Source organism: Mongoliibacter sp., assembly GCF_007692705.1.
Taxonomy (GTDB): domain Bacteria; phylum Bacteroidota; class Bacteroidia; order Cytophagales; family Cyclobacteriaceae; genus Mongoliibacter.
Genome location: NZ_REBN01000166.1, coordinates 13,580 through 28,513, shown reverse-complemented (window position 1 = coordinate 28,513; position 14,934 = coordinate 13,580). Strand labels below are relative to the sequence as shown.

At 39.1% G+C, this 14,934-nt stretch carries 15 protein-coding genes; 12 read left to right on the top strand and 3 right to left on the bottom strand.

The window, feature by feature from the left end; translation table 11 throughout:
- Positions 1-123 precede the first annotated feature (123 nt).
- Positions 124-684 carry a hypothetical protein gene (locus tag EA341_RS11060; protein ID WP_293014184.1) on the top strand — a complete coding sequence of 187 codons (561 nt, stop codon included), beginning with the start codon at positions 124-126 and terminating at the stop codon, positions 682-684.
- A gap of 195 nt (positions 685-879) precedes the next feature.
- Here EA341_RS11060 and EA341_RS11055 read toward each other — a convergent pair whose 3' ends face one another.
- The 3 genes from EA341_RS11055 to EA341_RS11045 all read right to left on the bottom strand — a co-directional run bounded on the left by EA341_RS11055 (position 880) and on the right by EA341_RS11045 (position 4,932).
- Complete coding sequence (locus EA341_RS11055; protein WP_293014181.1) at positions 880-2,376, bottom strand: sodium:proton antiporter; 1,497 nt, start codon at positions 2,374-2,376, stop codon at positions 880-882.
- Between the two features lie 192 nt (positions 2,377-2,568).
- Positions 2,569-3,795 (bottom strand): Glu/Leu/Phe/Val dehydrogenase dimerization domain-containing protein, encoded by a 1,227-nt coding sequence (locus EA341_RS11050; RefSeq protein ID WP_293014178.1) that lies wholly within the window; start codon positions 3,793-3,795, stop codon positions 2,569-2,571.
- 66 nt (positions 3,796-3,861) lie between these two features.
- Positions 3,862-4,932, bottom strand: coding sequence for an anhydro-N-acetylmuramic acid kinase (locus EA341_RS11045; RefSeq protein WP_293014176.1), 1,071 nt, complete (start codon positions 4,930-4,932; stop codon positions 3,862-3,864).
- 128 nt (positions 4,933-5,060) lie between these two features.
- On the opposite strand from EA341_RS11045, the gene EA341_RS11040 reads away from it, so the two are divergent.
- The 11 genes from EA341_RS11040 to EA341_RS10990 all read left to right on the top strand — a co-directional run bounded on the left by EA341_RS11040 (position 5,061) and on the right by EA341_RS10990 (position 14,872).
- Positions 5,061-5,786 carry a type III pantothenate kinase gene (locus EA341_RS11040; protein ID WP_293014174.1) on the top strand — a complete coding sequence of 242 codons (726 nt, stop codon included), beginning with the start codon at positions 5,061-5,063 and terminating at the stop codon, positions 5,784-5,786.
- Positions 5,770-7,056 (top strand): hypothetical protein, encoded by a 1,287-nt coding sequence (locus EA341_RS11035; RefSeq protein ID WP_293014172.1) that lies wholly within the window; start codon positions 5,770-5,772, stop codon positions 7,054-7,056. The genes EA341_RS11040 and EA341_RS11035 overlap by 17 nt, the downstream gene beginning before the upstream one ends.
- Before the next feature lie 11 nt (positions 7,057-7,067).
- Entirely contained in the window at positions 7,068-8,366 is a 1,299-nt protein-coding gene (locus EA341_RS11030) for a tetratricopeptide repeat protein (RefSeq protein WP_293014170.1), read from the top strand.
- A 137-nt stretch (positions 8,367-8,503) separates the two neighbouring features.
- Entirely contained in the window at positions 8,504-9,055 is a 552-nt protein-coding gene (gene lptC / locus EA341_RS11025) for an LPS export ABC transporter periplasmic protein LptC (protein WP_293014167.1), read from the top strand.
- Positions 9,056-9,060: 5 nt separating this feature from the next.
- Positions 9,061-9,270, top strand: a complete 210-nt coding sequence (locus EA341_RS11020) for a hypothetical protein (RefSeq protein WP_293014165.1) — start codon at positions 9,061-9,063, stop codon at positions 9,268-9,270.
- Positions 9,270-10,556 carry a hemolysin family protein gene (locus tag EA341_RS11015; RefSeq protein ID WP_293014163.1) on the top strand — a complete coding sequence of 429 codons (1,287 nt, stop codon included), beginning with the start codon at positions 9,270-9,272 and terminating at the stop codon, positions 10,554-10,556. Before EA341_RS11020 ends, EA341_RS11015 begins: the two co-directional genes overlap by 1 nt.
- Positions 10,557-10,630: 74 nt before the next feature.
- Positions 10,631-12,742, top strand: a complete 2,112-nt coding sequence (locus EA341_RS11010; protein ID WP_293014161.1) for a peptidylprolyl isomerase — start codon at positions 10,631-10,633, stop codon at positions 12,740-12,742.
- A 110-nt stretch (positions 12,743-12,852) separates the two neighbouring features.
- Positions 12,853-13,119, top strand: coding sequence for a DUF493 domain-containing protein (locus EA341_RS11005; protein ID WP_293014159.1), 267 nt, complete (start codon positions 12,853-12,855; stop codon positions 13,117-13,119).
- Between the two features lie 13 nt (positions 13,120-13,132).
- A complete protein-coding gene (locus EA341_RS11000) occupies positions 13,133-13,360 on the top strand; it encodes a 4a-hydroxytetrahydrobiopterin dehydratase (protein ID WP_293014157.1) in 228 nt (75 codons plus the stop codon).
- A 2-nt stretch (positions 13,361-13,362) separates the two neighbouring features.
- Complete coding sequence (rsmI, locus tag EA341_RS10995; RefSeq protein ID WP_293014155.1) at positions 13,363-14,052, top strand: 16S rRNA (cytidine(1402)-2'-O)-methyltransferase; 690 nt, start codon at positions 13,363-13,365, stop codon at positions 14,050-14,052.
- 28 nt (positions 14,053-14,080) lie between these two features.
- Entirely contained in the window at positions 14,081-14,872 is a 792-nt protein-coding gene (locus EA341_RS10990; protein ID WP_293014153.1) for an inositol monophosphatase family protein, read from the top strand.
- The last annotated feature ends 62 nt before the right edge of the window (positions 14,873-14,934 follow it).

Below are 14,934 nucleotides of genomic sequence, written 5' to 3'. Positions count from 1 at the left end.
AAAGTTATAAGCACTGAATAATAATCATAAAAATATGAAATGCCCATGAGAAAGAGTTCACACAAAGGTGGGATGATTATTATGGGCCTTCCATATGACCGCTGAAAAACAAAATATGAACATATGAAATCGAAATATCTACTCTGCAGTTTTGTTCTGCTTTTATCCCTTTGGGGCTGTTCAAATATTTCAGAGGAGGGAGAGAGCAACGAACCAATTTATTTCCCCCTCAAAGAATTTGTAGAGGTTTTGGTTGAGAATGTTGAAGGGAAAAGCCTCTTAAAGGAAGTTATCATCAACGGTGAAAGAGAGCGTGTGACCACGATACCATCAGAAGAGGAGTGGCTCAAAGAACTAAGTTTCTTCATAGAAGCTGATATCAACAGTCCTGCCTTGGCTCAGTCTTATAAAACCGACCGAAGTGAAAATATTTTGGTTCATGAACTGAAAGAAGGAGAAAAAGGTAAAGTCAAAAGAATAGTGGTTAAATACCATGAAGACAAAGTCACCCAAATAAGTTTTCGAATGAAAACCGAAAATCCTTTTTACTCATCAGAAACCAAGGGATTACTGGTTTTTCATGCAGAGTCCGGAAAACTTGATCAGTTTTCGATCGATAACTACCAGGATGTAGTTTTTTCCAAACCCAACAAATTGATCATCTCGGCTTCGGTTATTGATTGAAGCTGAAATCATTTATTTCTGTTTTTTTAAGTAAACATGAAGGCCTGCCAAGTTTCATTGGCAGGCCTTCGTTTTACTGTGTTTGAAAGCAAAATTTCATGAAGAGTTCAGCTTTAGGGTAAAGGGAAATATCTTCCCATAAAGAGCTGATATAGAAACATTTAATCCCATTATTTTTTTACAATTTCAATACCTCTATGCAAAGGCAAAGAATATTAGCCATGTAATGAGTAGCACAGGTAATAATATCGGCAAGGAGAATCTAATGATATATCCAAAGAAAGAAGGCATTTTAATCCCGCTCTGTTCTGCTATGGACTTTACCATAAAGTTTGGTCCATTCCCTATATATGTCATCGCACCAAAGAATACCGCTGCTATAGATATAGCCATCAATTCAAAGGCAGATCCATCATAATTGTTGAGTGCAAAATTTCTCACACTTTCGACATTACTTATTTCAGCACCCTGTGAAGCCATTGCGGCTGCGAGGAAATTAAGATATGTAGGGGCATTGTCTAAGAATCCTGAAAGGATTCCTGTTCCCCAATAAAGCGTATTCGGAGTTATCATCGCAGCTCCCTCCGGAGACTTAGCAAAATTACCTACCAATTCAAGCGCTGGCATCATGGTCCCAAAGATCCCAACAAAGATAAATGCCACTTCTCTTATAGGCTCAAAATTAAATTCATTGCCTTTGATGGCTTTTTGATCCGCAAATCGATAACTGAGGTATGCCACAGACAACATGATGATCTCTCTAAGAAAGGAAAATTTCTGACCATCGTATCTGATCGCAGGTACCCAATCAATTACGTTTGGATCCAAGAATACTGAAAGAATTACGATAAGTAACCATATGAAATTTCTACTACCTATAAGTTCAAACTTATTGGTATAACTTGTTTCCTCCAATTCTTCTTCATTGGCACGTCCAAACTTCTTGTCAATAAAATAAAAGATTACCGCCAGAATAATGAGGGCTATTATCCATGCAGGCCAGTTGTATTCCAAAGTCCAGAAGAAAGGCACTCCTTTAAGGAACCCAAGGAACAATGGCGGGTCTCCAATTGGCGTCAGGGATCCTCCAATATTACTCACCATGAAAATGAAAAATATGATATGGTAGGGTTGGATATTGCCTTTATTTAGCCTGATAAATGGTCTGATAAGCAACATAGAAGCTCCTGTAGTACCAATAAGATTTGATATGATGGCACCAATCAGGAGTATTGACACATTGGCAAGTGGGGTGGCTTTTTTATCTATTTCAATCAAAATACCTCCTGAAGCAATATACAATGAGGCTAAAAGCGCTATAAATTGCACATATTCGGCAAGAGCATGTACTGGGCCGTGAACATTATGCAGTATAAACAGGTAGTAGGAAACTACGATTACAGCAAGGACTACAGCTACTTTTGGGTAATTGTGGTGCCAAAAATGTTCATAAAACAACGGTCCTGTTGCGATCATGAGCAACAAGGCCACGAAAGGTATCACCAACCATAAGGGAGCTATTTCATGGTCATGGTCGTCATGAATATGAGCGGCAACACTTTGAATTTTATCACCTTGTGCAGTAGTATCAACTTCTTCAGTTTGAGTATCTGCTTGGGCTTTTGCAACAGGGACATCAACCAAAAATGTCAATCCCAAAATCAATGCAAAAACAGCGAGTATATTCTTCATTCGGCTAAAATTAAACTAATTTTTCAACGGGTTTGGAATAAAAAAACTTGTCAGTGAAGCTTCTCAAAGCTCTATTTTTCAAGTTTACTTTTGCTAAACTACTTATTTTGAATGAAAAGAACCATATAAAATAAAGAAGCCGGGGTGAAATGTTTTATAACATTTCACCCCGGCTGATGATTGGTTTAATTCTTATACAAGTTGCTTAAGTGCCAATTCTAAAGAAGTCTGGGCAATTTTTGTTTTCCCAGCGTTCTTTGAGTAGGTTTTTCTCAAGGCTTTGGCAATCGTCTTACTCACGTCTTTGAAAATGGCATCATCAGTGACTTCCGCATTTCCAGACATCAAATAGGCAAAGACCCTAGCCATTCCACAGTTGGCTATAAAATCAGGCAAGACAGCAACCCTTTCATCTGTCCATACTCCTATTTGTCCAAGGAAAATTTCAGGATCTGCAAAAGGAACATTTGCTCCACAGGAAATGACCTCCAATCCTGATGCCACCATACTTTCCGCTTGTTCTTTCGTGATAAGTCTTGAAGAAGCCGCTGGAATAAAAATCTCATTTTGTAAATGCCAAACCCTTTGATTCATTTCTTCAAATGGAATAAGATTGTCTGCCACAAGCTTGTTCCCATCCCTATTGACAAACAACTCTCGTATTTCATCCAAGGTAAATCCTTCCTCATTGATCAAACCGCCCATTCGATCTATGATTCCCACAATTTTCACTCCTTCTACTGCCAGGAAACATGCTGCTGCTGCACCTACATTTCCCCATCCTTGGATGACTGCTCTCTTTCCTTTGAGAGTTCCCCCCCAGATTTTATAATAATGTCTTACTGCTTCTGCGACACCAAACCCGGTTATCATGTCAGCCACAGTGTATTTTTTGATTCCGTTGGGGGTATATAGCGGATCTTCCAGCACTTTAGAAACACCTTGTCTTAATTGACCGATCTTCCTGATTTTCTGAGGTTCCGTTGCGTGAAAATGTCCATTTACTACACCTTCTTGTGGATGCCAAAGCCCATAGGTTTCTGTTATAGGAATAACTTCATGAATTTCATCAACATTGAGGTCACCACCCGTACCATAGTAGTTTTTCAGCAAGGGCATCACTGCCTTATACCATCTTTTCAATACCTCATTTTTTCTTGGGTCATTGGGGTCAAAGTTGATCCCTGATTTGGCTCCACCTATAGCTGGTCCTGAAACTGTGAATTTTACCTCCATCGTTTTCGCCAAGGATTCGACCTCTCTTTTGTCAAGCCCTTTCCGCATACGTGTACCTCCACCAGCTGCTCCACCCCTAAGAGAATTGATCACAACCCAGCCTTCCGCTTCGGTTTCATGATCACTCCATTCAAAAACGATTTCAGGCTGTTTATTTTCAAACTTTTTCAGTAGGTCTTTCATAAATTGTATTTGGGTTTATTATCCCGCAAAAATATAAAAATATTACTCTCCGGAAAGAACCGATTATCATAGTCCAAAAACCATCCCTCCACAATTATCTTTTATGGCACCAGTTACTGAGGCCAAACAATTGTTGTCACCTTTCATTCTAAGTACACCCAAAAACCCAAATATCAGGGCTTCCTTAAAATTGATGATGCTTTCATCCGCTTTTAAAATGTCATACCTATTTTGAATAGAATCATCTAAACTTTCAACGAAGAACTTGTTGAATGCTCCACCACCTGTAATCAGGATTGATTTTTTTTTGGATTCGGAAGGAGAAAGAGTGGATTTGATCTGAATGACATAATGCTCAACTAAAGTCCTCAATATATCTTCGGGAGCGTGATTTTCAACCCGCTCCAAAATTTCAAAGTATATCTCTAAATCTTCCCTCCCCAGAGATTTTGCCCCCTGTCTTTTATAAAAGGGAAGACTGTTCAATTCATGTAATACATTTTCAAGTACTTTTCCACCTTTCGCAAATTTACCATCTTCATCATAAGGCTTTCCCAAAACCTCTGCATAAGGGTTCAGCAATAAATTAAATGGACAAATGTCAAAGGCTATCCTTTTCCCGTTATAATCCATACTGATATTGGCTATACCACCCAGGTTGATACAATAATCAAAATTGCCAAACAAAAGCTGATCTCCAATGGGAACCAAGGGGGCACCCTGACCGCCCAGCTGTACATCAAGCATTCTAAAATCATTGATCACAGGTAGACTGCATGCCTGATGCATAGACCAACCATTGCCAATCTGGAGACTTATCCCCTTTTGTGGTTGGTGGAAAACCGTATGGCCATGGGAGCAGACTGCATCCACTTTGATTCGGTTTTCCTTTACCATTTTTAAGACTTCCTCACCCATCCATTTTCCGAATTCGACATCCAAAATTGCCAGTGAAAGACTATCCATCTGATGGGCATACTTTAAATCCTTTCCTAATTTTTCTGGAAAAGGAATAGTCAGGCCTTTGTGAAATTTATAACTCCAATGCTGCGCTTTCTCAAAAGTACAATAGGCTATATCCAGTCCATCTCCGGAAGTTCCGGACATCAAGCCTATTACTTTGTAGGTATCTTTCATTGTCAAGGGTTAAATTTTGTTAAATACAGGAGCCTAAAGTTAATTTTATTTTAAGCAAAAATCACAGATGGTTAAAAACTGTATTTTCGCTTCTGATAAAAGTTCAGTTATTATTCAACCTTCAAATTTTGCGTAACCTGATTGTAGATATTGGTAATACCAGGATCAAAACGGCAGTATTTAACAACGAAAATCTTGTCATGGAAAGTCCTTTTGACAATTTTGAAGCCTTTCTGCAATTCACGCAGAATTCGGACTTTGAAAATGTCATTATCAGTTCTGTCAAGTATTCAGAAGATGAACTTCAGGACCTTTTGAATTTTGATTTTCTGTATTTGGATAAGCTGACTCCAACTCCTATATCAAACATGTATAAAACCCCTGAAACACTGGGGGTTGATAGAAAAGCAGCAGTAATCGGAGCTAGGGCAAAGGTAGAAAAAGGGCCTGTTTTGACAATCGACATGGGCAGTTGCATTACCTATGAAATATTGGATGCAAAAGACAGGTACTTTGGTGGAGCCATATCTCCAGGATTAAAAATGAGGTTCAGGGCCATGCATGAACAGACAGCAAGATTGCCATTGGTCAGCTTGGAAAACAACGTAATACCAAAGCTTACCGGAGACAGTACCCTTTCATGCATGCAAAGTGGTGTTTATCATGGTATTCTTCATGAAATTGAAGGGTATATCAACGCATACCGTTTTGAATACGGTGATTTAAAGGTCATTATTTGTGGAGGCGATTCAAAAGTTTTTGAAAGCTTAACAAAAGACCACATATTTGTAATCCCAAATTTAGTCCTGTATGGATTAAATAGAATTCTAAGCTACAATGTCAATCTCCACTAGGATAAAATTATTATTGAGCACGTTTTGCTCATTTTTCATATTTTCAGAAGTAAATGCCCAATCAAGTGCCTCTACTTATAGTGCCTTAGGCATAGGTGATTTCAATAATTCCGGTCTCACCACCAATCGAGGTATGGGCGGATTGGGAATCAGCTTTGGTACAGGCTGGTCAGTCAATTATATGAACCCTGCCCTTTCTACTCGAAATACCATCTTTAATTTTCAGGCAGCATTCAATTATGAGCGCATTGGGGTTTCTTCAGGGGAAACATCTGAACTTGCTGATGGGGGTGGCCTTTCATATGTACTGATGTCTTTGCCCATCAATTCAGGAAAGTCCACTCTCGGAATGGGAATAAATCAACTCACGAGTGTGAATTATAACTTATTGGTTTCTGGCCAAGTGGCAGGAACTGACTTCAATTCACTCAATAGAATTGATGGAGTAGGTGGAGTTTCTGAAGCCTATCTTTCCACTGGCTTCTTGGTTGCCAAAAATCTGAGCCTTGGCATACATGGTTCTTATTTATTTGGCTCTACCATCAGAACCAATCAGCTTAGCCTTCTTGACGAATCTGGGAATCCTATAGGTATCTCTTCTGAATTATTTCAAAGATTCAGTGTAAGTGATTTTGCTGTAAAAGGTGGGGCTCATTATTTTTTCAAAGCAGGAAGCAAAAATAACATTCACATAGGTGCCATCTATCAGGCATTTGGAAATATTAATGGAAAAGAATTTGCAAAAACTGGCAATTTTGGAGAAGCTAGCAGGCCCGACGGGGATGGAGAAGTTATAAGTGATGATGTTCCAGGTAGTGTTTATGTTCCTAATAGGATAGGTTTTGGGGTATCTTTCGAAAAAATTAATAAATTTGTAATTGGTCTTGAAGGCCAATATCATCAGTTAAGCCAATTCCGGTCATTTGATGGTAATACTGAAGAACTAGGTGACTCATTTACAATAGCACTTGGTGGTCAGTTAACTCCTGATTTCGGTGCAGTTGACAATTTATTCAAAAGAACAACCTATAGATTAGGTTTAGAATATCAGCAAACACCTTATATTTTGTCGAGCATTCAAGTTCAGGATATTGGCATCAATTTTGGAGGCTCGGTTCCTATAAACAGTTTATCTTTGACAAACTTCGCCATCAAGCTTGGGACCCGCGGCACAACTGAAAATGGATTGATAAGAGAAAATTATGTTAACTTTAGTTTAGGGTTTTCTCTCAATGATAACACATGGTTTTACAAACGAGTATTTGAATAAATTCTACAAACATGAAAGTTAAAAGTGTACTAGCCGGGTTACTTACCATAATTACGGTGGGTTTTGCCCAGGCCCAACAATTTAATTGGCCTGCTGACGAAGCGGGAGAGGCAAAAGCAAGAGAACTCAATGCTGCTTATACGGATTATATGAAGTCCGAGCAGTTTGTAGAAGCCACACAAGGGCTTCATTGGTTATTGACCAATGTGCCAGAACTCAATGAGTCAATATACATCAACGGTGTGACTGTCTATAATGGAGCTGCCAACGCAACTTCTGACGCTGCCCAAAAGAGGATATACCAAGATTCAGTGATGACCATCTACGACTTGAGAAAAAAGTATTATGACAACGAGTCCAGATGGATTGAAAATAAAGCTTATTACGGATATCAATACTATAGAGATGATAAGACCAAATTAGAAGAAGCAGTAGGGGTTTATGATAGGGCCTTTGAGGTCAATGGAACCATCAATCCAGCTTATGCAGCAGCTTACTTCGATTTGGTAAGGAGACACTATCTTCTTAATAAAGCATATTCGGATATAGAAGTTTTGGGTATTCATGATAAAATTTCTCAATTGCTTGACGATGCAGAAGAACAGGGTGTAGACGTATCCACTCCAAAATCCAATGTGGAAGCACTCCTTGTTGCTATGGAGCTTATCAACTGTGAATTTATCGACAACACACTTGGGCCAAGATTGGAAAAAGATCCTGAGAACCTTCTTCTAGCTCAGCAAATTTTCAAATATTCCGTCCAGTACAAATGTTTGTCCTCTCCTACTTTCCTTGCTGCTTTGGAAATGATAGATAATGACAATCCTACTTTCTCTACCTCTCAGGTAAGGGCAATGAGGTACATGCAGAATAGAGAATACGAAAAAGCACAGCCAGTATTGGAAAAAGCTTTGACACTTGCCCAAAATGATAAGCAGAAAGCTGAAGTTCATTTTGATTTGGCAAAGGTCCATGCTCAGGCAGGAAGAAAATCTGCGGCAAGATCTGCTGCACAGGAATCTTCAAAGCTTGACCCAGACAGGTTATCTGATGCTTACACTATGATCGGACAGCTTTATATGGGGTCTTTTAATGACTGTAAAGGTGGAGAAAGTAGAGCAAAAGATTACTCAGTCTACATTGCTGCCTACAATGCTTTCCAAAGAGCTGGTAACAACGAGGGAATGAGAGACGCCAGAGCACGATTCCCATCTAAAGAGGAATTGTTTACTGAAGGTTTACAGGTAGGGTCTTCTATCAGCACTGGTTGCTGGGTAGGCGAGACTGTTACCCTTGCTACAAGAGACTAATCAAAAAATTAGCATATTTAGTAAAAGGCAGTCTTTCAGGCTGCCTTTTTTTGCATTCATATAGAAATACTCGACGAAGAGGTGAGGGGGAATAAACAAAAACACGTTATTGACAATCTTTTGATATCTTTGCCGAAATGATTCCAGTTACCAGGCTATTTCTATTCTTGACACTAGGGATAGTGACATTTATTCTCTCTTCATGTGAGGAAGAGGTAGATAGCAGTCTATTGGAACCCTATCTAGGTCCTGTCGCAGAAGCGATAGATGTTGATCTATACCATAGCGACTCTGCCATAGTAAGAACGCATCTAAGAGCCAAGAAGCAAATTGAATTTGAAAATGGCAACCAGGAATTCCCTGAAGGAATTGACATTACTTTCTTTGACGAGGAGGGAGAAATCACCACTACCATGCGGGCAGACAGGGGGTTCTACACCCATAAAGATAATATTTACAAAGGAGAAGGAGATGTGAGGGTACACAACCTTGAGAAAGAACAAAAACTATCCTCAGAAGAGCTCTTTTGGGATCCTAATGCCAAAAAAATCTATACAGAGAAGTTTGTAACCATACAGGAAAGAGAAACTTTATTCAATGGAACCGGTATGGAAGCAGATGAAAGTTTTAATGAATACAAGCTATTTAAAGTCACCAATAGCCGGACCATACTTCCAGGTGAAAATTGATTTTGATGAAAATAAGTAATATATCTATACTCTCCTTGGCAGCTGCCACCGTCATTATTGGTACACATCAGCTGATTACAATAGGACTGATTGCTTCGTATCCTATTTTCATGCTATCAGTAGCATTACTCTTTTGGTACAAGTACAGGACAAATAAGGAAAAGGAAACCAATTCAACAGAAAATAAAAAGCCCGGTCGCAAGAAGAAAAAATAATGGAAACCCAATACCTGATATATGTATTGTTCACTTTGATGTTTTCCGCATTTTTTTCGGGAATTGAAATCGCGTTTATTTCAGCCAACAAACTACAGATTGAACTTCAAAACAAGCAAGGGTTACTTTCCGGTAAGATCCTGTCCAATTTCATGCAGAAACCTGGGCAGTTTATAGGCACTACCCTGATCGGGAATACCATTGCCTTGGTACTATATGGTATTTTCATGGCCAACCTGTTGGAACCGTGGATCAAGGATATGCTGCCAAATGATTTTGACAATCAGGCAACGGTACTGGTTTCTCAAACCATCATTTCTACCTTTATTGTACTGGTAACAGCTGAATTCTTACCAAAAAGTATTTTTATTTTAAACCCCAACCGGTTATTGTCTGCATTTTCTTTCCCTTTTCAGGTGATTTACACCCTCATGTATCCCATTGTATGGTTTGTAGTGGGTTTATCAAGATTTTTTATCACCAAGGTACTCCGTCTTGATTATAATGAAGACAAGCCTGTTTTTAAAGTGACAGATTTAAACAGTTTCATCCAGAACAATTTACAGCATATGGATGAAGATTCTAAAGTAGAGATAGACCACAAAATTTTCGACAATGCTGTGGAATTCAAAACCATTAGGGTCAGGGAATGCATGGTCCCTAGGACAGATATTGTAGCGGTAGATATAGAGCGAAATATAGAGGAGCTCAAACAAGCATTTGCAGAAAGCGGGCATTCAAAAATAATAGTTTACAAAGAATCTATTGATGATGTAATAGGATATTGCCATCAGCTTGAGCTATTCAAAAAGCCAAAAACCATTTCTGATATCCTAACCAGTATCATCATAGTTCCGGAGTCAGCTCTTGCCAATGAACTTTTGATTCAATTCATTAAAGAAAGAAAAAGTTTAGCTTTGGTGGTGGATGAATTTGGAGGTACAAGCGGTATAGTAAGCATGGAAGATATCATAGAGGAAATTTTTGGAGAAATCCAAGATGAGTACGATAGTGATGATCTGATTGAACAGAAAATCTCTGAGGTAGAATACTTGGTAAGTGCTAGGCATGAAATCGATTACCTTAATGAAAAATACGGATGGAACTTGCCTTATGGAGAGTTTGAAACTTTAGCTGGGTTAATCCTCTCTCTTGTAGAAGATATACCTCAGAAAGGTCAGACAATTACTTATGAATCCTTCACCTTTACCATTGTATCCAAGCAGGATCACAGAATAGAAACCCTTAAAATAAAAATCAATCCCAACCTTAAAGCCAATAAGTAATTTATTGACAGTGATATTATTTTGAATTTAGCACTAGATGTAATTATTTTGCGGCACTTCAAAAAACCAGTAGAATGGCATTAATTAAAAAAATCAGACAGAAAACAGGTCTTGCAATCGGTGTTATAGCAGTGGGCTTGATCTTCTTCCTTGTAGGAGGAGATATCCTAAGCCCCAACTCTACCCTTTTGGGTGGAGGTTCCAACAAAGTAGGTGAGATTGCAGGTGAAAGTATTTCATATGAGGAATACATTCAGAAAATAGAAGAAGTGAAGTTCCAGTTTCAACAGAATACTGGAAGAACTCCTTCTGAAAATGAAATGAACAGTATCAGGGAGCAGGCATGGCAGGCACTTGTAGTAGACAAAGTATTTGATTCTCAATTTGAGGAGCTTGGCCTTACAGTATCTGATGCCGAATTGGTAGACATGGTACAAGGCAAAAATATTATTGCCGAACTAAGACAACAGCTGACCAACCCACAAACAGGCGAGTTTGACAGAAATCAACTTGTAGCATTTCTACAGTCTTTAGAAGATGCAGAACCTGAACAAAGAGCTTTCTGGGCACAACAAGAGCGTTTGTTTGCAGATGCAAGGCTAAGGGTAAAATACGACAACCTTTTGTCTACTTCAGAATATGCCACCAAGGCAGAAGGCAGAATGGAACATAAAATGGCCAATTCTGTTGCTGACGTGGACCATTTGTATATTCCTTTCTACGTTATTCCTGATACCGCTGTAAGCGTATCAGATAGTGAGTTGAGGGATTATATCAGCAAAAACAAAGATAAATTTAAGGTCTCGAATGCAGCCGACTTGGCTTATGTGAGTTTTCCTATCAATCCAAGCAGTGAGGATTCAGCAGCAGTTATTTCAGAAATTAGAGAATTGACTGAGGCACTTAGAAACGCAGAAAACGATTCTGTTTTCGCCATCAGAAATTCTGAAGCACAGAGGCCTTTTCAAACAATCCTTCCAGGTGACCAATTACCTGCCTCTCTGACATCAAATGTAGATGATATCCAAGAAGGAGAAGTGTATGGACCATTCCTAACCAACAGGTCTACTTATGTATCCTATAAAATCACTTCTAAATTTGATGGAACCCCTAGAATGCGAGCAGCGCACATCCTCTTTGGTGCCCAAGGTTTAAGTGATGATGCTAAAGCAGAGGTGAAGCAAAATGCGGAAAGTGTATTAAAGGAAATCCAAGAAGGCTTAAACTTTGCTACTGCAGCTGCCCAATACGGACAAGACGGTACTGCCCAAAACGGTGGTGATCTTGGCTGGTTTGCAAAAGAAGATTTTGTGGATGAATTTGCAGAGGTATCATTTGCTCAAAGGAATACAGGATTAATCAATAGATTGGTAGAAACTGAGTATGGTTTCCATATTATCAGTGTAACCGAACTGCCTAAAAAAGAAACGTACAAAATCGCAACAATAGAAAGAGAGCTTATTGCCAGTGATGCTACACGAAATGATGCTTATAGAAAAGCAGACTTTTTTGCTGCAAGTGCAGGAAATGCCAGTGAGTTCAATGCCAATGCTGAAAAGGAAGGATTGAGAGTCATTCAGGCAAATAACGTAGATGCATTCGCAAGAAACCTAAACAACCTTACCAATGCAAGAGAAGTAATCAGGTGGGCTTTCAATGATGCTTCAGAGGGCAAGGTATCCGATGTGTTTGAATTGGATAATGCCTTTATCGTCGCTACATTGAAAAAGAGATATGAAGAGGGAACTGCTACCTTAGACCAAGTAAGGCCACAAGTATTGACTCAGGTAAGGAATGAGAAAAAAGCCAAAATGATCAAAGATAAAATTTCAGGCAAATCCACTCTTGAAGAAATGAGAGAAGTATTCGCTGATGATGCATCTTTGGACAATACTCCGGATCTTAAACTTTCCGCATCTGTACTTCCAGGTGTAGGATTTGCACCAAGTGCGATAGGTGCTGCTTTTGGATTGAAAGAAAGCGGTCAGATCAGCAAACCAATCCAAGAGGATGTTGGTATCATTGTTCTTAAGCTAAATTCCATAACTCCGGCTACTGAAGTTGGTGATTATAGCAGCTTCCAAAGACAACTGACCTTAAACTCATCCCAGAGAACGGCTTACATGATCATGATGGCACTTGAAGATCTTGCTAATGTAAAAGATTACAGGTATAAATTCTTCTAAGAGGATCCTTTTATACTTACTTAAAAACCCGTGAATTCATTCATGGGTTTTTTTTATATCTATGGATTTAATTTTTATAGTCTGCTGTTAAAGTTTTAAATTAGTGAATTATGAAAAATACCTTCGATCGGGAAGCTTTTAAGGAGAAACTTGAAGCCCAAACATCATTTCCTTCCTTGTATATGTTCAAATTTATTGTTCCTCAAGGAAAAGAACAGGAGGTTGCAAAGCTACTGCCCAACAACAAGATTGAATTGAAAAATTCTTCAAAAGGAACCTATGTTTCCGTAACTATCAAAGCCATGATGTCCAGCTCAGAAGCGATCATGGAAATTTATGATGCTGCTTCAAAAATTGAGGGAGTCATCGCACTGTAAAACAAAAAATACCATGTGGAAAGAAGAAAACAACAAACTTGCTAGAACTTTTGAATTTAAAGATTTTCAAGAAGCTTTTGCATTCATGTGCAGGGTTGCATTTTTAGCAGAATCCCAGGGGCATCACCCCAACTGGAGTAACGTCTACAACAAGGTTACTATCGAACTTACTACCCATGATGCTGGAAATACGATAACCGAAAAGGATCGCAAACTTGCAAAAGCTATCGATCAGATTTGAGTATGACCGAACAGGAAGAAACAGGTGTCAGCCTATACCTCGTACCTACTCCTATTGGAAATCTAAAAGACATAACCATTAGGGCTATTGAGGTACTTAAAGCCGTAGACGTAATTCTGGCAGAAGATACCCGTACTACCGGAAAGCTGCTCAAACACCTGGAAATACAAAGGCCACTTCAGAGCTACCATATTTTCAACGAGCATAAAACCGTGGAAAAACTCGTGGAAAGGATGAAAAAAGGTGAGGTGATGGCTTTGGTCAGTGATGCGGGTACTCCTGGAATCTCTGACCCAGGCTTCCTGTTGATCAGAGCGGCCAAGGAATCTGACTTAATTGTCAATTGCCTGCCGGGAGCAACTGCTTTTGTTCCTGCCTTAGTCAATTCCGGTTTACCGAATGACAGGTTTACTTTCGAGGGATTTTTACCTCACAAAAAAGGTAGAAAGACCAGAATCGAAAGCCTTATGGAAGAAAGCCGAACAATGATATTTTATGAGTCCACTCACCGTCTTATGAAAACCTTGGAGCAGCTTTCTGAAGCATTTGGGCCTGATAGAATGGCAAGTGTATCACGGGAGCTAACTAAACTGTATGAAGAGAATGTGAGAGGCACTTTGGCTGAATTGGTCATATATTACAAGGAAAACCCCATTAAAGGTGAAATTGTCTTGGTCGTACAGGGAAAATAATATTTTTAATCTATAAAGACATCAAATCATGATTGACCTAAGTGAAATTCTTAATCAGACGATAGAAATAGCAAAGAAAGCAGGTGAATTTATCAGAAAAGAAGCGAAAACTTTTGATAGAAGCAAAATCGAGTCTAAGGGACTGAATGACCTGGTTTCCTACGTTGACAAAGAGGCTGAGAAGATAATTGTCAACCGACTGAAAGAGATTCTGCCTGAGGCTGATTTCATAGCCGAGGAAGGGACAGCAGTTCAAAGTGGTAAAGAGTATACTTGGATCATAGACCCTTTAGATGGCACAACCAACTTCATTCATGGTATCCCGATTTTTGCCGTGAGCATTGGCCTCAAACACAAAGAAGAGCTTGTCTTAGGTGTAATCTATGAGGTTAATTTTGACGAATGCTTTTATGCAAGCAAGGGGAAGGGTGCGTACCTGAATGGAGAAAAAATACAGGTGAGTAAAGCAAAAAGCCTGTCTGAAAGTCTTATTGTCACAGGATTTCCCTATTCTGCATTCGATAAAATTGATGATTATTTAAATATACTTCGCAGCCTTATGGAAACCTGCCATGGCTTGAGAAGATTGGGGAGTGCTGCCACTGACCTTTGCTATGTGGCTTGTGGAAGATCAGATGGCTTTTTTGAATATGATTTAAAGCCGTATGATGTAGCGGCAGGTGTTGTTATCTTACGAGAAGCAGGTGGGAAAGTCACAGATTTTGATGGAGGCAAAGACTTTTTATTCGGAAAAACAATTTTGGCAAGCAATTCGCACATACATCAGGAGTTTCTTGGAGAAGTTCAGAAAATCTGGTAAAAATTCAAGTGATCAGCCCAACATTTTCATGTGGCTTAAGTAAACAAACCAAAAATCATTAA